This is a genomic window from Paenibacillus pasadenensis (assembly GCF_023715725.1).
Lineage (GTDB): Bacteria > Bacillota > Bacilli > Paenibacillales > Paenibacillaceae > Paenibacillus_O > Paenibacillus_O pasadenensis_A.
This window is the reverse complement of the sequence record NZ_JAMBOT010000002.1, coordinates 663742-681715: the sequence shown is the minus strand read 5'-3', so window position 1 is coordinate 681715 and position 17974 is coordinate 663742. Positions and strand designations below refer to the sequence as shown.

The following is a 17974-nucleotide window of genomic DNA, read 5'->3' as shown; positions in this document are numbered from 1 at the left end:
AGGAAAATGGAGCGGCAACAGGAAGGTTAATTGTTTTGCAACTTCAGCATTCTGATAATTATTGCGACCGCCTCTGCACGAGTGGCGGATGCGCCAGGATCAAACCGGCCCTCTTCTTTTCCGCTTACTAATCCAGTCTGATATGCGGCTGCAACGTAAGGTCTGGCCCATTCCGGTATCTGCTTTGCATCGGTAAACATCGTTACTGGCGCATTATGCTCAACCTTGATCCCAAGCACTCTCGTAATCATGACCACCATTTCGAGCCGGGTCATGCTTTTCTCTGTTCGAAAGGTGTCATCCTCAAACCCGTTAATAATGCCTCTCTGGACCAATTGGGAAACATACGGTCTGGCCCATTCCGGTATGCTCGCTTGGTCGGCAAACGCTGGATCGAAGTTTGTCGGCTCGTTCATATGTAGAGCCCTTCCCAGCAAGGCAGCAAATTCTCCCCGTGTTGTTATCCGTCCCGGCTGGAACGAGCCGTCAGCAAAACCTTCGACGATTTGGAGTTGAACCGCTTTTTGAATGGCTTGCGCTGCCCAATGCCCAGCATCCACATCCGGCCATTCAACCGTTTCTACATGCTGGTCTGGTTCATTACCAGGTTTTATAGTTGGTGTCGGCGTTGGTGTTGGTGTTGGTGTTGGTGTTGGCGTTGGTGTTGGTGTTGGCGTTGCCGTCGGCGTCGGTGTTGGCATTGCTGTCGGTGTCGGTGTCGGCGTTGCCGTCGGTGTCGGCGTTGCCGTCGGTGTTGGCGTTGCCGTCGGTGTCGGTGTCGGTGTCGGTGTTGGCGTTGCCGTCGGTGTCGGCGTTGCTATTGGCGTCAGTGTTGGCGTTGGTGTTGGCGACGGTGTCGGCGTTGCCGTCGGTGTCGGCGTTGCCGTCGACGTCGGTGTTGGCGTTGCCGTCGGTGTTGGTGTCGACGTCGCTGTTGGAGTTGCTGTCGGTGTCGGCGTTGCCGTCGTTATTGGCGTTGGCGTTGGTGTTGGTGTTGGTGTTGGTGTTGGTGTTGGTGTTGGTGTTGGTGTTGGTGTTAGCGACGGTGCATCATTTAGAATGATTTCATCAATTCTAGTCCAGCGTGATGCTTCTTCTTTAATCACTAGACGAATGAACTTAACTTGTATTTCGGTAACTGGAACCGTCTGCCTGTTTAATTTATCCGTTTCTCCGACTTTTCCCCAATTTGTTCCATCCATAGAAACTTCAATATCTGATTTAGCCAGCAGGTCCGTCGTATTCTCTGATATAAGTGTAATTGAACGTAATGGCAGCGGATCGCTTAATTCTAATTGAATATAATCGCCAACGTTCTGAGCAGAGCTAATCCAGGTAAACGTACTTAAATCGCCATCAGCTGCATTTTGCCATGCATATTCCGGTTTCCACGGCTGCTTGTTTGCAGATACAACAATTGTCGGCGTCGACGTTGGTGTCGGTGTCACTGTTGGTGTTGGTGTTGGTGTCGGTGTCGGCGCCGGTGCGTCATTAAGAACGATTTCATTAATCCGAGTCCAACGAGCCGCTTCCTCTTTAACCGTAAGTCGAACGAACTTAACTTGCACCTGGCTGACTGAGACCGTCTGCCTATTTAATTTATCCATCTCTCCGACCTTAAACCAATTTGTACCATCCATAGAAATTTCGATATCTGATTTAGCCAGCAAATCCGTTGTATTGACCGAAGTAAGTGTAACGGAATGCAGTTGCAGTGGATCTTTTAATTCTAATCGAATGTAATCCCCTATATTCTGAGCGGAGCTAATCCAAGTGAACGTATCTATATCGCCGTCTGCAGCATTTTGCCATGCATATTCTGGTTTCCATGGCTGCTTGTTTGCAGTTACAACAATGGTATTGCCGGAGTCCGTTAAACCTTCAATAGCAGCTTGCAGCGCAGCCGCTGCAGCGGCCAATTCTTCCTCAGACTCGCTGGTTTCCAATGCTGCTTCAGCAGCTCCAATTGCTTCTTGCAGAGCTGCAAAAGAGTCTGTTGTATATTTTCCGTTCGCATTTGTGATCGCTCTAGCCTCTTGGAGCAGATTGACCAGTCCGGAAGTATTAAGGATCGGGGAAGTAAACTGGTAACTGCCGGACTGAAGCTCATAAACCGCATGGCCGTTCTCGTATTTAACAAACGCGACCCCAGCGGACTCCGATGCCAGATGCCCGCTTTCCATTACCGCGCTCTCAGAGGCAGCAGGAATGTATACGGTAGCCGTAGTGTTCGCCGGTACCGTCGCATTGTACGTAAACATGTCATTGTTGATATTCCACGAGCTGACAATACGTCCGTACACCGAATCGTAGTGCCCTTGAGCCCAAGTCATGACTTTATCCGGATCGGGAGTAGGCTGTAAAATAAAATGTTTGAAGCCCGGATTATTCTCATCGCGCTGTATCCCTAACGAATACGCCATCATCCATTGACCGACAGCTCCGAAGGAATAATGGTTAAATGAGTTCATATTGTTGTAGCGGCCGAAGCCATTTTCTCTTGTGAATGAATCCAATCGCTCCCAAATCGTGGTTGCGCCTTGCTCTACCGAATACAGCCAAGACGGAAATGAAGTTTGCTGCAGTTGACGATAAGCCAAATCGCTGTTTCCTCCATCTGATAACGCCTTGCTGATCCATGCCGTTCCGATAAAGCCGGTCATTAACGAATAGTCAGGCAATAATGCATTATTATCATCGAAGTTTTGACGCTTCACCGTATTTGCGAGATTTTCATTCATGACAGGGATGTTTTCATCACTGAATACGCCTAGAGCTAACGGAACAGCGTAGGACGATTGTGTATCCATAAGCGTACCGTCGGATTTGACCGTTTTTTTGGCGGATTTGTTATCAACATTCACCACTTTCACAAACGTGTCATTAAAGTCATTTTTACGTTCGTTGTAGGAGGCCCAATAGTTTGCGGCATCTACCGATTGACCGAGAACTTCGGCGGTATTGGCCATGATCCACAGATCGTAAACGTAATAGGCTGTCGCCAGAAATATCGGTTCGTTCTTTTCGTACTGAGGACTAAGCCAGTCGCCAAGCCTCGCATCATGAGCATAATTGTCGCTCAAATAATCCACGTATTTTTTCATCGAATCGTAATGCTGTCTCAATACAGCTGTATTTCCATATTGTTGGTACACTTCCCAAGGCAGCGTAATGCCCGCGCTCCCCCATAAAACTCCGCCGAATCCGTTTTGGCCCGGAGTAGCGTCTTTAAATCTGCCGCTCGAATCCTGGGAATCGCGCAACGCCAACAATTGACGGGTAAGGAATTGGTCCGCATCCGCGATATAGGTGCCTGTTCTCGAAAACACCGAAATGTCACCGGACCAAGCCATCCGCTCGTTGCGCTGCGGGGAGTCCGTTGGAACGCTTAGGAAGTTTCCGCGAGCGGACCAGTTAATATTTTGCCAAAGCCTGTTCACATTACTGTTTGAGGATTCATAATGAGAAGCTTCATCTTTCATGGAGCTGATGACCACTCCCTGCACGGCATCTATCGGCAACGGTTCATAAATTCCCGTTATTTCGATATAGCGATATCCATGAAAGGTGAATCGCGGCTGAATTACTTCATCTCCACCCTTGAGAATATAAGTATCCTGGGCTAGGGCAGCTCGAATATTTTCCAGCATGATCATACCGACGTTTGCCCCGTATTGCGGCAGGTCTGGATAGAGCACCTCGGCATAACGCATCGTGATTTTCTGTCCGGCAGTACCGTTTTTAATTGTGATTTTCGGTACGCCTACCATATTCTGCCCCATATCATAAACATAGACCTTTTGACCCGGACGTACATCCGTTACGCTTTTTGCCGTAAGCGTTTTTACGATGCTTGCGTTTTCGCCAATTTGGCCGATTAGCTTCATGTTGTTATAAAGTAATGGCCATTCCACAAAAGCATTTGTGCTGTCCAGATTTACCTCAGCCGCGTTTTTCCAATTGCTGTCGTCATATGCCGCTGTGCTCCAACCGTTAATTGCCGCTTCTTTAGTCGCATCGTAGTTTTCCCCTTGGAAAAAGCTTCCGTAAAGGATAGGGCCGTCATTATTGTATTTCCATTCGGCGGGATTCGTTGTAACAACTTTAGTCGATCCATCGCTATACGTAATAACCAGCTTAGCCAAAAGCGATTGACGGTCGCCATAATAGTTCCAGTTATTCCCAATATAGGAGAAATTGCCGCTCCACCAGCCCTCGCCGAGCCAGGCTCCTATGGCGTTGTCCCCACCAGATTGGATCATATCTGTAACGTCATAGGTTTGATACATATGAGTTGCATTATATTGCGTATGGCCAGGGTTGAAATAGTCTTCACCTACACGTTCGCCGTTAATATACATTTCATATATCCCGCGGGCTGTAACATAGAGACGGGCTTTATCAATTTCCTTGTTGTCTGCAGCAAACTCTGTTCGCAGCATGGGAACCGAATTTCGGCTTGGGTCTGCAACGGCAAAGATGCCGTTTCCCCCGCCGTCCAGAACATAGGCATCATTTACCACCTTGAATCCGGAATTCGCATCATCTACATACCCGCTGTAGATGCCGTTGTATGGAGTCATTTGACTCAGATTTTCTTTAAACAGCGTACTGGAAGGTTTTCGAAAATTGGACACTTCGAGGTTAGAGAAGGAGGCTTTCTGTCCGGCGTCCATTGCAAAACCGATTTCTGCTAACATCGGGAAGCTGATAAAATCGCCGCTTGCACCTAAAGGATTAAGTTTTGCACTCATGATTCGGTTATTTTCACCAGTGCCATCCACATAAATCAAGCATTGCTCAAGGTTTTCCTCCAAATAAAAATCGTGTTGTCATATTTGTTATCCTTGTTGATTAACGCCAATGGAATCGTGCCCGAATTAAGCGGAGTATCGGAGCTATCGCCTGGAGCATATCCCGCCCGATAGATGTTAAACTTTGCAAGACCGTTAGCAGAACCGTCTACGGCTGAAATATCAAGCTCAAATTTAAGATAGTTCTGGTCTTTTCCGCTCTGAATATTGTACATATTTTTATTTTTGTCCATCAACCGGCTATCATTTGCGCCAAGCACAAAGCCGGCTTTTGTACTGTTCGAACCGCTGTCCAGCTTTATGCTGTATTTCACCTTAAATACGGACAAGGAGTGCGCATACAGCACCATATCCTCCTGACCGCCGCCGATCCAGGTTGCGCCATTCCATGCGGAAAGCTCCGAATTCATCAGACCAGTCTCAAACCAAGAAGTTCCCGCAGCCGCATCCCCGTTCTGATCCCAAACCGTAACCGTCCAAGTGTATTTCGTTGCCGCCCGCAAAGCGTCACCTGCGTAAGAAATACCTACTGAAACGCCGCTTGCGACCTTATCTGAGTCCCAAACGACTTGATCTTCGGAATCCTTGACGATGATCTGATAAGCGGTCTGCGCGTACCCGCGGACATCGGACGAAACGGCCATTTGCCAGCTAAAGGTTGGCTTTTCCACATCGATTCCAAGCGGCGTTGCGGTTGATTCGACCTTGAGGTTGGTAATTGTCACAGCTGAAACAGACGCCGCCAATGATACCGGACTGCAGATGCCTGACACCGTGCCTGCCATCAGAACCAAAACAAGAGAAGCCATACTCAATTTGCGTTTGGCATTTGTTAAGGATAATAAACTCATCGGATCATCCTTCTCTCTTCCTTTTTGTTGTCCAACGCTTAGACGACTGGAATCGGTAGTGCTTTTAGTTTCAATATGTACCCTGTCATTTCCCTCCTCCCATTAGCGCTTGAATCGTTAGCCTTGAGTATATGTATCATATCGAGAATAACCCATTCCTTGAAGGAGACAACTGTTACTTATGGGGGGATCATCTTGACATTAAATTTTGCAACACTCGACTTGCGGAAGATGGATAGAGCCTTATCGCCACCAGTATGGTTGAAACCGTCTCGCAAGCCAAACTCTACACGCTCCATCTCGGCATCTAGTGCTCTTTTTTATTCTTAGGGCACCTAGAACTCTACTGCTCCTAAAGAAGCATTTAAGGCATTCTAGGACGTTTAAATACGGACATTTAAGCTCCCGATTGCCTAGAAAATCCTTAGCCGCAAATTTGAGCAACAAAAAGCCCCCTTTATCAGATGCATCTGATAAAGGAGGCTAATTCGTTAAACCGGAGTTTATAAAGGCTAGAGCCATATCTAAGGCTTAAACGTTGCAGGAGCCCTTGACTGTTACATATGGTCGGAGTAACAGGATTTGAACCTGCGACCTCATCCACCCCAAGGATGCGCGCTACCAGGCTGCGCCATACCCCGACGCTGCTAAAAAATCGGAACGGCTGAAAACGCGGTAAAAACTCATTTTCAACGAAAAAGTATGTATCATTGCCCTCACCAATCGCTCGGTACGGGTTCGATTATAGCACCTTGGTGCGAACTACTGCAATACTTTGAGTATGGACCGATGTAACCTGGATTTCCGCTATTTCTTTCGCCTGTTCCAGATTAATGGATATCACAAAACATTCCGAAAAAAATAAAAACCGTCCGATTGCAATAATCGGACGGCCTCCGGTTGGACCGGATTAGTTGGAAACAAGGTCCTTGAGCGATTTGCCTGGTTTGAAAGCTGGCGTTTTGCTCGCTGGGATATCGATTTCTTCGCCGGTTTGCGGGTTGCGGCCTTTGCGGGCTTGACGCTCGCGAACTTCGAAGTTGCCGAAGCCGACGAGCTGCACCTTGTCACCTGCTTGAAGAGCATCGGAGATGGCTTCGAACACGGCGTCAACCGCTTTCGTCGCGTCCTTTTTGGACAGCTCCGTCGCCTCGGATACCTTATTGATCAGATCGGTCTTGTTCAATGAACTCACCTCCTGTTATTTCTTCTCACCTTATCACATGGTTTAACCGATTCCTGCAAAAATATACCTGCTCAGGCGGAACAAACTTATACTAATACAGCGGCACCCGGAATACAAGACTATTTTTACCGCGCCAGCAAGGCTTGATTCCGCTTCGTCAGAGCCGGATTGAAAGACAGTCAAGCGCGTTTCCGGTTGAGTTGATGCTGCCTTTGCCGCCGATATCTGTTTTCATCTATTCATGCAGCGTCGAAGCCAGCTTTTCATCGCTATGCTGGAACACGGTCACGCCGGACACTTTGAGATTTGCATCAAGTGCAACAACCGGAATACCTTTATCAACTGCCTTTTTTACGCCAGCCTCCAGCGCTTCCACCGTACCATGGTCAGTCAAAATACCGTCATTGCCTTCGCCAAGAGTAGCCAGAATGGCATCGGATGTAACGGCTCCGTCGTCTCTCCCTTGCTCGGATGCGTTCGAGCCGCCATTACCGCTTTCACAAGCTGCCGTTACGAACAAAACTGCTGAAGCCAGCGCCAGCATTGATTTTTTAGGCCAGTTCATCCCTCTTCTCCTTTTGGCCCCTACTTTTTAGACTGGATCATATATGAATTAAGATTATCACAGCATCTTTACCCAGTTAGAAAATCAGTTTTGTTTATATTGACCGAACCAAAATAATTAATCAGAATGTTGTATAATTATACATATTTAACTTAATGGTTAGTTAATTGCCCTTTAGATCGTTTTCATAAAAACCTTAATTAAAACCCCTAATTTCACCGATTCAAAATAAAAAACCGAGTGTCCGCAGACACTCGGCCTTTACCTATTTTGTATTTTTATTCATCCTACAAAATGATGGCGATCAGCCCGCCGGAGCCCTCGTTAATAATTCGGCCCAGCGTTTCCTGCAGCTTATACCGCGCGTTGTCGGGCATCATCGCGATCTTGCCTTGGATTCCCTCCCGCACGATGGAGTGCAGGGAGCGTCCGAACATATCGGAATCCCACACCTTGATCGGATCGTTCTCGAAGTCCTGCATCAGATAACGCACAAGCTCCTCGCTTTGTTTCTCCGTTCCGATGATCGGCGCAAACTCCGACTCAACATCAACCCGAATCATATGGATGGAAGGAGCCGTCGCTTTCAGTCTGACCCCGAAGCGTGAGCCTTGGCGGATCAGCTCCGGCTCGTCAAGCTGCATTTCGGCCAACGTTGGAGCTGCGATGCCATAGCCGGTCGTTTTGACCATATCCAGCGCTTCCGCGAACCGGTCATACTCCCGCTTGGCATGCGTGAAATCCTGCATCAGCTGGAGCAGATGGTCCTTGCCGCGAATCTCAACGCCAACGACCTCCATCAGAATTTGGTCGTACAGCTCATCAGGCGCATACAGATCAATTTCGGCTACACCCTGCCCCATGTTCATATCGCTCAATCCGGCGCGGGAAATGAAATCGTATTCCATGAACTGGGCGACTACGCGGTCCACGTCGCGCAGCCTCCGGATGTCCTGAACCGTATCGCGCACGGAATTTTCATAGTTGCTGCGGAGCCAGTGGTTTTCGTTCAGCACCATGACCCAGCTTGGAAGATTCACATTGACCTCATGAACCGGGAATTCGTACAACACCTCGCGCAGGACGGACATGACTTCTTCCTCGCCCATGCTAGCCGCGCTGAGCGTCATGACGGGAATATCGTATTTGGCCTGAAGCTCTCCGCGCAGCTGCTGCGCTTCCTCGCTTTTTGGGCGGGTGGAGTTGATGATCAGGACAAACGGCTTGCCAACTTCCTTCAGCTCGGCAATGACACGTTCCTCCGACTCCACGTATGAGCTGCGCGGGATTTCGGCGATAGAGCCGTCTGTCGTTACAACAACGCCAAGCGTTGAATGCTCCTGAATGACCTTGCGCGTTCCGATTTCGGCCGCTTCCTGGAACGGGATTGGCTCCTCAAACCAAGGGGTCGTAATCATACGCGGACCATTTTCATCCTCATAACCCTTTGCGCCGTCAACCGCATAACCGACGCAATCCACGAGCCGTACGTTGACCTCAAGCCCTTCTGCGACGTTGATGCGGACGGCTTGATTAGGCACAAACTTCGGCTCCGTCGTCATGATCGTTTTGCCTGCCGCGCTTTGCGGCAGCTCATCCACGGCACGAACCCGATCTGCCTCGCTGGTGATGTTGGGAAGCACCACGGTTTCCATGAAACGTTTGATAAACGTCGACTTCCCTGTACGGACCGCACCAACGACGCCGAGGTAGATGTCACCGCCGGTCCGTTCTGCGATATCTTTGAAAATATCCACTTTTTCCACTTTCAGATCCCCTCCCAATCGATTATCCGGTTCGTCGCCTTCCACCGGTCAAGAGGGCAGGCAAGCGACGCAACTCGTACATGCTGTGGACTAGTAATAGCATATTGTCCATCTTTCCGGATTATGACGGTTGCGCCTTATAATCTTGCATCCGGTCTGGACCAACCAGCGCTATCAAGAATGAATGATATGTAAGCCGGCAATAGAAAAGAACCTTTGCCGTAAAAGGCAAAGGTTCAGGAATAGGTCCAAGCCGGTTAAGGCTGCGGCACCGGCTCTTTGTTCACAAGATAGTATACGGGCGCCTTTACAGGCACAAAGTCGGTTCCCTCCGCCAGCAGGACCCGCAAATCCTCTTCCGGTTTAATCGCGTCGAGACCGCGCTTCTGAACGGCGCGCATAAGATCGCTTCCGTAATCGGCGTATACCCGGCCGCGCTCATCCATCATAAGCGTCAATGCTCCGCCGGAATAAACGCTGCGCAGCTCTGGCTCTTTCACCGCAAGCTTTGCGTAATTGATCCGATAGAAACCGGGATAAACCTGCTCTCCGGACGGAATTGCGCCGCCGTTGTTGCGTTTGTACCGGTCGCTCTCGGCCTGAATATCATTGACGGCCTGGAAAGTTGTAATCGGCAAAAGCTTGACGGCAGGATCCTTCTCCTCGTTTTGAATGACAAAATAATAACTGCCTCCTTTTTCGAAGGAAGCGGACGGCAGCTCTGAAATATAGTTTTTCTGTTGAAGCTTGGCGAAGTCAACGATAAACTTCTCGTATTTCGGCGTATTCTCGGAAGCGTTTTTCATTGGCAGCAAGCCGGTATCCTTTTGATAAAGATCAACTACCATCTGCACGCTGGCAACCGCGTCTTTGGCCGGCACCTGATTTTGGCCTAACCGCTCTTTCGGATACATGCAGCCTGACAACGCCAATGTCAGCACCGCCAGCGAAGCTGCGGCTTTGAAACGGCGGGAAGGGTTGTTTGGCAGCCGAATGAGAACGTTGTTCCAAATCATATTCATTTCCCTCCTGGTGAATCGCTGCGAAACGAGCGCAGCCAGCTATCGTCATCCTCTTCGGCTTGAAGCTCAAGCCGGCGGCGAACCGCTGCCTTAAGCGGATCCTCCGGCAAAATGGCGTGGCAAGGGCCGAGCACTCTCGCTTGGCAGCCAAGCCGCTGTCCGCTGTCTGCTCCAAGCTTGAAGCGTTCCTGCTCCGTCCTTGCGGACATACCGGCTTCACCGTAGTCCGGATGGATGTCGACCTTGCACATGAGACAAGCCGCTTTGCCGCCGCAGCGTACCGTCATCGGAAGCCCCGCCTGCTGGGCGGCAATTAGCAGATTGGTGCCCCGGCTGACCTTGACCTTGCGCCCCTGCGGCCAAAAAGTGACTTCGATCATGGCCCATTTTCTCCTTTAAACGTCAGGTGAAAAGCGGTGCTGCATCAAAAAAGCGGTTCAATGCTAAAAATAAGGCTTATGTTTAACTTCCACGTTTGCATGATCACTGCGAATGACTGCCTGACAGGAAAGCCGGTAGCCCTGCTCCAGCTCTTCTGGCTCCAGCCGGTCCCACTCGGCATCAGTCACCGGCTCCAAATGCTCCATTCCGTCTACAATCAGGCAGCGGCAGCGCGCACAGGTGCCCCGCTGGCAGGAGGAGCCCCATTCCGCCTTAGCTTTCAGCGCCAGCTGCAGCAGCGTTTTACCTTCTGCCGCTTCCGTTACCGTGCGCTTCGTGCGGCCCTGCAATATAATCATTTGTATGTACCTCCGCGCTTCTAAACGATGATGGAAAACACGCCAAGCATAAAACCAACGACCAGAAGGCCAAAAGCGAGCAGAGACAGCGCTCCCCGCAAAAATCCCTTCGTTTTGGCACGGGCGAAAGTAATCATGAGGGCGGAAAGAACCATCATCCCGATTCCTACCAACGAGATCCACATAACTGTCATCGGATCCATTGTCCGACACTCCTATCTGCGCTACCGCTGGCAGTGAAGCCTCGGGCTTGTCCGGGGCCAGCTTAGAAAAAAAGGGGCGAACCGCCCCTTTTCAATGCCATACGGATATTTTATTTTTTCATCATCATGCTCATCAACGATTCCAGGCTGCCCATGTTCATGCCGGAGCTTTTGACCGCTGCAACGATATCGTTCATCGTTTTTTCTGTCAAAGGCACCTTAGCCATGGCGGCAACCTGCTTGACCAGCCGGCGAAGTTCGTCCTCGTTTTTAATTGTGCTTGGAGTGACGCCGCTGGCGAGTTTTTTAACCTGCTGCTCTGTGATATTCTTGCCGGTCTTTTTGTTGACCGCACCCAAAATATCCTTTGGCGAGTGTTTGCTCACGATTGTTCCCCTCCTCAGGAATGATGGGGCTAAAACCGCCGGTTACGGTTGCGCCGGTGGTTTAACCGCTCTGCCATCATTCTATGAGTAGGAGCAAGCATTGGTGTGGGCCGGACAGCCCGTTGTTCGAGTCGGAAAAAAAGCAGCCTCTGCGCAGCGGCAGTTCTCAAGCGGCTGTTGCCGCTGGATTGTTATACAGGCCCGCCTGCGCGGAACTTTTCCTGACCTTCCTTCAGCTTGTATCCTAATCGCCTACAGCTCGTTTGTCCGGTCCCGCAGCATCAGGCTTTCCACCGCTTCGCGCGGTTCTTTGCCCATGAACAATACCTCGTACAGCTGGTCGGTTATCGGCATTTCGACTCCGAAGCGGGCCGACAACGCCTTGGCCGACTTAGTCGTGCGAACGCCCTCAACGACCATTCCCATTCGCTCCAGCACCTCATCAAGCGACAGACCGCTTGCCAGCATGGAGCCGGCCCGCCAGTTGCGGCTATGCGGGCTTGTACATGTAACGACAAGATCGCCAACGCCAGCAAGTCCTGCAAACGTCATCATGTTTGCTCCCATTGCCGAGCCTAAACGGCCGATTTCGGCAAGGCCGCGCGTTATAAGCGCTGCCTTGGCATTGTCGCCGAAGCCGAGACCGTCCGACAGGCCTGTGCCGAGCGCGATTATGTTTTTGATGGCTCCGGCAACCTCTACGCCGGTCACATCCTTATTCGTATACACACGGAAACAGGAATTGATGAAAGCGTCCTGCGCCTTTTCGGCAAAGCTCTCCTGCTCGGAGGCGACAACAACCGTTGTCGGCAGCTTTTTGACTACTTCCTCCGCGTGGCTCGGACCCGAGAGCACGACAATTTCCTTCTGCGAACGCCCCAGCTCCCCAGCGAGCACATGTGACATCCGCTCCAGCGTATCGGTCTCGAAGCCTTTGGTCGCATGTACAATAATGGCATCGCGGGCGACGAGCGAAGACGCAGCAGAGGCAACCTGGCGCATGGCGGAGCTTGGCGCCGCAAACAGCACAAGCTGTGCTCCTTCTAACGCCTCAGCCAAGTCTGTCGTGGCGGTAAGAGCCTCGGGAAGCTGCGCTCCGGGCAAATATTTGGAATTAGTATGCTGATCGCGGATTTCATCGGCTTGAGCCTGTCCGCGCGTCCACATTACGACCTCATGGCCGTTATCGGCCAATACGGTTGCAAGCGCCGTTCCCCAGCTGCCCGCAACCAATACGGCCGTTTTAAGCCGCTTGCGCGGCGTGTTTTCCCGATTTGTCATCCAGGCTCACCTCATTCCTTTTTGGCTCCAAGCTTGTTCTCGGTCCCTTTAATCAGCTTGACCAGATTTGTGCGATGGCGGATAAATGCAAATACGCAAAGCACCGCAGACATCCAGAAGACCGGTCCGAGTCCAATCAGCAATAAAATGAATAATGGCGTTAATAGCGCAAAGGCGAGCGAGCCCAAAGAAACGTAACGGGTTAAAACGATGAGCAGGATGGCAACAATGCCTGCATAAAGGGATGGAAGAAACGCTAGCGAAATCATGACGCCTATTGCCGTTGCGATTCCTTTTCCGCCCTTGAAGCGGAAATATACCGGCCAATTGTGGCCGATAATAACGGCCAGTCCGCAGAGGGCCGGCAGCCAGTCGATATCCGAATTCGCCAGCTTGCCAATCCAGACCGCAGCGACTCCCTTAAGAATATCAAGCACAAACACTGTGATGCCCGGACCTTTGCCGAGCACCCGCAGTGTATTCGTGGCGCCGGCGTTGCCGCTGCCGTATTGCCGGATGTCAATGCCCTTAACATAACGGGCGATAAGGATGCTGAATGATACGGAGCCCAGCAAATAACTGGCCGCAATCGCAAGGATGGAAGTCAGCAAGTTGTCTCTCTCCTAATCTTCATCCGACTTCCGGCGCGTGAACAACCGTACCGGAGTCCCTTCGAAATTGAATGCCGCACGGATTTTGTTCTCCAAGTAACGCTCATAAGAGAAGTGCATAATCTCCGGTGCATTGACAAAGATGACAATGGTCGGCGGACGCACCGCGACCTGAGTCACGTAGTTAATACGCAGTCTGCGCCCTTTGTCGGTCGGAGGAGGATTGATTGCAATTGCATCCGAGATGACATCGTTCAGCAGATGAGTCTGAATCCGCAGCGAATGCTGCTCGGAAACATGATTAATGACCGGAAGCAGCTTGTGCAGCCGCGACTTGGTCAGAGCCGACAAAAATACAATCGGCGCATAGGTCATAAACAAGAAATGGTCGCGGATGTTTTGCGTAAAATGCTGCATCGTCTTGTCGTCCTTATCAACGACATCCCATTTGTTCACAACGAATACCGAAGCTCTGCCCGCCTCGTGCGCGTAACCGGCGATATGCTTGTCCTGCTCGATAATACCTTCCTCGGCATTGATCAGAATCAGCACAACATCCGCGCGTTCGATCGCCTTCAGAGAGCGCATAACGCTGTACTTCTCCGTCGATTCATACACCTTGCCGCGCTTGCGCATGCCTGCCGTATCAATCAGCACGTACCGCTGGCCGTCCTTTTCAAACGGCGTATCGATAGCATCCCGCGTTGTACCGGCGACATCGCTAACAATGACGCGCTCTTCTCCGAGCAGAGCGTTCACAAGCGACGACTTCCCGACATTCGGCCGTCCGATCAGCGCAACGCGGATCACATCCTCGTCATAACCGTCGTCCTCCAGCTCCGGAAGCTTGGATACCGCCTCGTCAAGCAGATCGCCAATTCCGGTTCCATGAGAGCCGGAGATAGCGATCGGACTTCCAAATCCGAGGCCAAAAAATTCATAAATGTCTTCCATACGTCCTTGATTGTCCACTTTGTTGACCGCGACCACAACCGGTTTGCGGGAGCGGAACAGCATTTGAGCTACTTCCTCATCAGCCAGCGTCATGCCGGTTTTGGCATCTACCATGAAAATAATAACATCCGCTTCCTCCACAGCAAGCTCTGCCTGCATGCGGACGGACTTCATGATTTCGTCTTCTCCATCAATCTCAATCCCTCCGGTATCTACGATACTGAAGGATTTTCCATTCCATTCACCGGTTCCATAGATCCGGTCACGCGTGACGCCCGGCTTGTCTTCAACGATCGCCAGACGGTCGCCGATGACCCGGTTGAAGATCGTGGATTTCCCCACATTCGGCCTGCCCACGATGGCTATAACGGGTCTTGCCATAACATACACCCTCTCAAAAATTCTCACGCCTTTCATCATAGCAAAAAACAACGGAGTTGGCTAACTTTTCAGGTTGTCCCAAAATCCGCGAAATCAGAATTAACGTTTATGGTCAACAAGAATGTACGTTCCGTTTTTCAGATCATGAGCATTGGCGTCCAATATTTTTTCCAGCAAAAAGGCCGTCTGCTCCGCCTGCTGAGGCTCCGGCTCAATAAAAACAGGCGCGCCTCCGCCAACTGCGGCGGAAGCAGAACGGCTGACGACAGCAACGATTTTACCCATGATCCTTCGCCTCCTGGTTTACTCCCGCTTTTGACGGCATGCGGACCGCCGTTTCCAGCAGCGGCACGCGGCTGGCAATTTCCACCGCTTTGGATGGATCTTTGTCATGAGGCAAAATAAACACGCCTAAGCTCCCTGAGTCCAGATTCAGCTTGGCCATCGGCAGCAGTGAAGGTTCCCCGGTATCCCGGTACACTCCTAAAATGGTGGACAAATCGTACAGAATAGCCTGCCTCTGTCCGATATTGGACAGCGTAACGCGGCCGTTGGCGTTTTTCGGCTCCAAAATTAATCCGAGGCCGCGCTCGCAAACGATTTTCTGATCACTTTCCAAACCGATATTCATAATATAGATATCCCCTACATACAGGTCCGGGCCTTTAACCGTCACAGGCGCCGACCGAACATGGGCAATATGGCTTAGAGACTTGCCCGAACGGAGCTTCCATACGACGATTAACGACAGCAGTCCGCCGGCCGTACCAGCCCACACATTAACAGCTGTCGTGAACAGACTTGCCGTCATCGCAGCCATAATGACCAAATAGTTGCGGCCTTCAAACACCATAGCAATCCCTTCAATATAAGAGGTGCCGCGGGAAACGAGCTCCATCGAGTCCATCTTTGAAAGCGTTTCGCGCTCCATATTGCGTACATCCCGGAATTGCTGTGCGGCCACAGTAAGAAACGTTAGCGCGGTCAGGTTTTTCTGGTATAGAGCCGGCACTGCCACAGCCCCTAGCGCGGAAGCGATAAATCCAAGCGAAATATGGATAATCTGTCCATGCGGAAATGTCGGATATTGTCGATAATCGGATCGGAGCAGCAAAAAGCGGGCAAATAAACCAAAGGCAATGCCGATCAGGACAGAGGCTACCGTCTGATGCACGTCAAAATAATCGTTAAGATGCTGCAGCAACGTCAGCCCTCCCTCTCTGGACGGCTTCTCCGCCCAATAGCCACTTTTCCGATAAAGAACATCATGGCTTGAAGCGCAACCGTGGAGAGCCGGCAGCAAACCGCAGACAGCGCGAATTTATCCCACCAAGCAGCTTCCCCAATGACAATTGGCAGAGCAGCAGACGCTTCCCAGATCGGATAAATGGAAGCAAACAAGGTGGCGGCTGACAGAATGAAAAACTGCGCCGGAGCACGCAGCGTCAGAAGCGCGGCCAACGAACCGCTTATCACGGCGGTATCCCAGCCTGGACGCGAGATAATCAGCTGCGGCGAACCTTGAAATAGTGAATTCAGCCAAATTTGAACAAACCCTAGCAGCAATGCACAGCCAATCAAGTACATCTTGTCACCGCGCGGAATTCGGTTTCTCCATACCCATGCTGCAATGAACATTAGTGCAATCGCCGCAACATTCCATACTAACCGCTCACCATCTATGCGGAATGCCCCGCATAGGAGCAGCAGGGCCATTGCCGCAACGGCTGATGCCGTTTTTAATCCTCCAGCCGCCTCTTGATTCCATCCGCTCCACAACATAATGATCAGGATTACAGCAGCTTCCGCTGCCAGGAATCCATCTTCAATGGTAGTCATTGGATGCACCTCCATTGACGTATTATGCACCCCGGACAGCTGAATTATGAAAAAAAGCCCTGCTCCGTCAATATAACGGAACAAGGCTTGATTTGAGGTCAAATAAAAATCACTTGAATTTGTTCAGCTTGTCGCCGAAGCGCTCGCCAAGGTTGAAGCTCATGCTTTGGTTGCTCAAGGAAACATTCGGGTTGTCGATTTTTTCCTTGAAGCCGCCGCGGTCGGAGCGCTCGCGTTGCGGACGCTCTGCACGAGGAGCCGCTGCTTGTTGTTCAGGAGCTTCTTCCGTTTCTTTGATGCTCAGGCTAACACGCTTTTCAGCCGGGTTGAAGTCAAGGATTTTGGCTTTAACTTCTTGGCCTTCTTGCAGCGCTTCTTGAGGCGTTGCAACGTGGCGGTGCGCGATTTGGGAAACGTGCACGAGGCCTTCCACGCCAGGAGCGATTTCTACAAACGCGCCGAAGTTAACGAGACGGCGAACCGTACCCGTAACGATGTCGCCCGTGTTGAATTGGCCGCTTACGGATTCCCAAGGGCCTGGTTGAGCTGCCTTGATGCTAAGGCTGATTTTGCCAGCGTTCGGATCCAGCTTAAGCACTTTTACGCGAACAGCTTGGCCTTCAGATACAACATCCTTTGGATGAGCTACATGCTGCCAGGACATTTCGGACACGTGAACGAGGCCGTCAACGCCGCCGATATCAACAAATGCGCCAAATGGCGTCAGGCGTTGAACCGTGCCGTCCAGCTCTTGGCCGATTTGCAGGTTGTCCATAACCTGTTGTTTATTTTGCTCGAATTCCGCTTCCAAAACTTCTTTGGCGGAGAGGATGATTTTGTTGTTCTCGCGATCGATTTCTTTGATTTTGACTTTCAGGGTACGGCCTTTGTAGTCCTTGAAGTCTTCAACGAAATGGCGCTCAACCATCGACGCAGGAATGAATCCGCGAACGCCGACATCGGCAACCAGACCGCCTTTAACTACGTCGGCAACGGTAACTTCGAGAACTTCGCCAGCTTCGAACTTGGCTTGCAGGGAATCCCAAGATTTCTCAGCGTCAACCGCTTTTTTGGAAAGCAGCAGCTTTTCTTTCTCGTCGTCGATTGTGATGACTTTGAGCGTCAGCTCATCGCCAAGCTTGACAGCATCGTTCGCGTTAGCCAGTTGAACGGAGCTCAGCTCACGCAAAGGAATAGTGCCGTCATATTTATAACCGAGGCTTACCGTAGCCTGGTTGTCTTCAACTTTCACAATCGTACCGGTAACGATGTCGCCCTTTTTAAGGGAGACGATGTTCTCCAGCTCATCTTGGCTGAGACCTTGCTGAGATTCTTGGACAGAGTCCTGGATTTTTGTTTCTTCTGACATCGAAAT

At 50.8% G+C, this 17974-nt stretch carries 17 protein-coding genes and 1 tRNA gene; all 18 read right to left on the bottom strand.

Annotated features, from left to right (window positions below; all coding sequences use genetic code 11):
* Positions 1-26: 26 nt before the first annotated feature.
* A complete protein-coding gene (locus M3223_RS08490) occupies positions 27-4754 on the bottom strand; it encodes a family 78 glycoside hydrolase catalytic domain (protein ID WP_285891172.1) in 4728 nt (1575 codons plus the stop codon).
* Positions 4755-4789: 35 nt separating this feature from the next.
* Positions 4790-5665, bottom strand: coding sequence for a hypothetical protein (locus M3223_RS08485; protein WP_251560835.1), 876 nt, complete (start codon positions 5663-5665; stop codon positions 4790-4792).
* A 564-nt stretch (positions 5666-6229) separates the two neighbouring features.
* Positions 6230-6306 (bottom strand) — tRNA-Pro (locus M3223_RS08480).
* A 269-nt stretch (positions 6307-6575) separates the two neighbouring features.
* Positions 6576-6851: an HU family DNA-binding protein gene (locus M3223_RS08475; protein ID WP_251560834.1), complete on the bottom strand. Its 276-nt coding sequence runs from the start codon at positions 6849-6851 to the stop codon at positions 6576-6578.
* A 235-nt stretch (positions 6852-7086) separates the two neighbouring features.
* Positions 7087-7416: a hypothetical protein gene (locus M3223_RS08470; protein ID WP_251560833.1), complete on the bottom strand. Its 330-nt coding sequence runs from the start codon at positions 7414-7416 to the stop codon at positions 7087-7089.
* A gap of 287 nt (positions 7417-7703) precedes the next feature.
* Positions 7704-9182 carry a stage IV sporulation protein A gene (gene spoIVA / locus M3223_RS08465; RefSeq protein ID WP_251560832.1) on the bottom strand — a complete coding sequence of 493 codons (1479 nt, stop codon included), beginning with the start codon at positions 9180-9182 and terminating at the stop codon, positions 7704-7706.
* A gap of 257 nt (positions 9183-9439) precedes the next feature.
* Positions 9440-10198, bottom strand: a complete 759-nt coding sequence (locus M3223_RS08460) for a hypothetical protein (protein ID WP_251560831.1) — start codon at positions 10196-10198, stop codon at positions 9440-9442.
* A 2-nt stretch (positions 10199-10200) separates the two neighbouring features.
* The gene (locus tag M3223_RS08455; RefSeq protein WP_251560830.1) at positions 10201-10584 is read right to left on the bottom strand and encodes a 2Fe-2S iron-sulfur cluster-binding protein; all 384 of its coding nucleotides are present in this window, start codon (positions 10582-10584) and stop codon (positions 10201-10203) included.
* Positions 10585-10647: 63 nt separating this feature from the next.
* On the bottom strand, positions 10648-10944 hold the full coding sequence (locus M3223_RS08450) for a 2Fe-2S iron-sulfur cluster-binding protein (RefSeq protein ID WP_251560829.1): 297 nt from the start codon (positions 10942-10944) through the stop codon (positions 10648-10650).
* A gap of 20 nt (positions 10945-10964) precedes the next feature.
* Entirely contained in the window at positions 10965-11147 is a 183-nt protein-coding gene (locus M3223_RS08445; protein WP_251560828.1) for a DUF2768 family protein, read from the bottom strand.
* Between the two features lie 110 nt (positions 11148-11257).
* A complete protein-coding gene (locus tag M3223_RS08440) occupies positions 11258-11533 on the bottom strand; it encodes a stage VI sporulation protein F (RefSeq protein ID WP_251560827.1) in 276 nt (91 codons plus the stop codon).
* A gap of 252 nt (positions 11534-11785) precedes the next feature.
* On the bottom strand, positions 11786-12814 hold the full coding sequence (locus M3223_RS08435; RefSeq protein ID WP_251560826.1) for an NAD(P)H-dependent glycerol-3-phosphate dehydrogenase: 1029 nt from the start codon (positions 12812-12814) through the stop codon (positions 11786-11788).
* An 11-nt stretch (positions 12815-12825) separates the two neighbouring features.
* Complete coding sequence (gene plsY / locus M3223_RS08430) at positions 12826-13425, bottom strand: glycerol-3-phosphate 1-O-acyltransferase PlsY (protein WP_251560825.1); 600 nt, start codon at positions 13423-13425, stop codon at positions 12826-12828.
* Positions 13426-13437: 12 nt separating this feature from the next.
* Positions 13438-14760, bottom strand: coding sequence for a ribosome biogenesis GTPase Der (gene der / locus M3223_RS08425; protein WP_251560824.1), 1323 nt, complete (start codon positions 14758-14760; stop codon positions 13438-13440).
* A gap of 99 nt (positions 14761-14859) precedes the next feature.
* Positions 14860-15045, bottom strand: coding sequence for a capping complex subunit for YIEGIA (locus M3223_RS08420; RefSeq protein ID WP_251560823.1), 186 nt, complete (start codon positions 15043-15045; stop codon positions 14860-14862).
* Positions 15038-15964, bottom strand: a complete 927-nt coding sequence (locus M3223_RS08415; RefSeq protein WP_251560822.1) for a YIEGIA family protein — start codon at positions 15962-15964, stop codon at positions 15038-15040. Before M3223_RS08415 ends, M3223_RS08420 begins: the two co-directional genes overlap by 8 nt.
* A gap of 2 nt (positions 15965-15966) precedes the next feature.
* A complete protein-coding gene (locus tag M3223_RS08410) occupies positions 15967-16599 on the bottom strand; it encodes a YphA family membrane protein (protein ID WP_251560821.1) in 633 nt (210 codons plus the stop codon).
* 109 nt (positions 16600-16708) lie between these two features.
* On the bottom strand, positions 16709-17968 hold the full coding sequence (gene rpsA / locus M3223_RS08405) for a 30S ribosomal protein S1 (RefSeq protein WP_251560820.1): 1260 nt from the start codon (positions 17966-17968) through the stop codon (positions 16709-16711).
* Positions 17969-17974: the final 6 nt, after the last annotated feature.

Coding starts and splice junctions, on each gene's coding strand:
- M3223_RS08460 (WP_251560831.1), bottom strand. CDS start 10,198: ATGATTTGGAACAACGTTCTCATTCGGCTGCCAAACAACCCTTCCCGC.
- M3223_RS08485 (WP_251560835.1), bottom strand. CDS start 5,665: ATGAGTTTATTATCCTTAACAAATGCCAAACGCAAATTGAGTATGGCT.
- M3223_RS08450 (WP_251560829.1), bottom strand. CDS start 10,944: ATGATTATATTGCAGGGCCGCACGAAGCGCACGGTAACGGAAGCGGCA.
- rpsA (WP_251560820.1), bottom strand. CDS start 17,968: ATGTCAGAAGAAACAAAAATCCAGGACTCTGTCCAAGAATCTCAGCAA.
- M3223_RS08490 (WP_285891172.1), bottom strand. CDS start 4,754: ATGAGTGCAAAACTTAATCCTTTAGGTGCAAGCGGCGATTTTATCAGC.
- M3223_RS08470 (WP_251560833.1), bottom strand. CDS start 7,416: ATGAACTGGCCTAAAAAATCAATGCTGGCGCTGGCTTCAGCAGTTTTG.
- der (WP_251560824.1), bottom strand. CDS start 14,760: ATGGCAAGACCCGTTATAGCCATCGTGGGCAGGCCGAATGTGGGGAAA.
- M3223_RS08435 (WP_251560826.1), bottom strand. CDS start 12,814: ATGACAAATCGGGAAAACACGCCGCGCAAGCGGCTTAAAACGGCCGTA.
- M3223_RS08455 (WP_251560830.1), bottom strand. CDS start 10,584: ATGATCGAAGTCACTTTTTGGCCGCAGGGGCGCAAGGTCAAGGTCAGC.
- M3223_RS08410 (WP_251560821.1), bottom strand. CDS start 16,599: ATGACTACCATTGAAGATGGATTCCTGGCAGCGGAAGCTGCTGTAATC.
- M3223_RS08420 (WP_251560823.1), bottom strand. CDS start 15,045: ATGGGTAAAATCGTTGCTGTCGTCAGCCGTTCTGCTTCCGCCGCAGTT.
- M3223_RS08445 (WP_251560828.1), bottom strand. CDS start 11,147: ATGGATCCGATGACAGTTATGTGGATCTCGTTGGTAGGAATCGGGATG.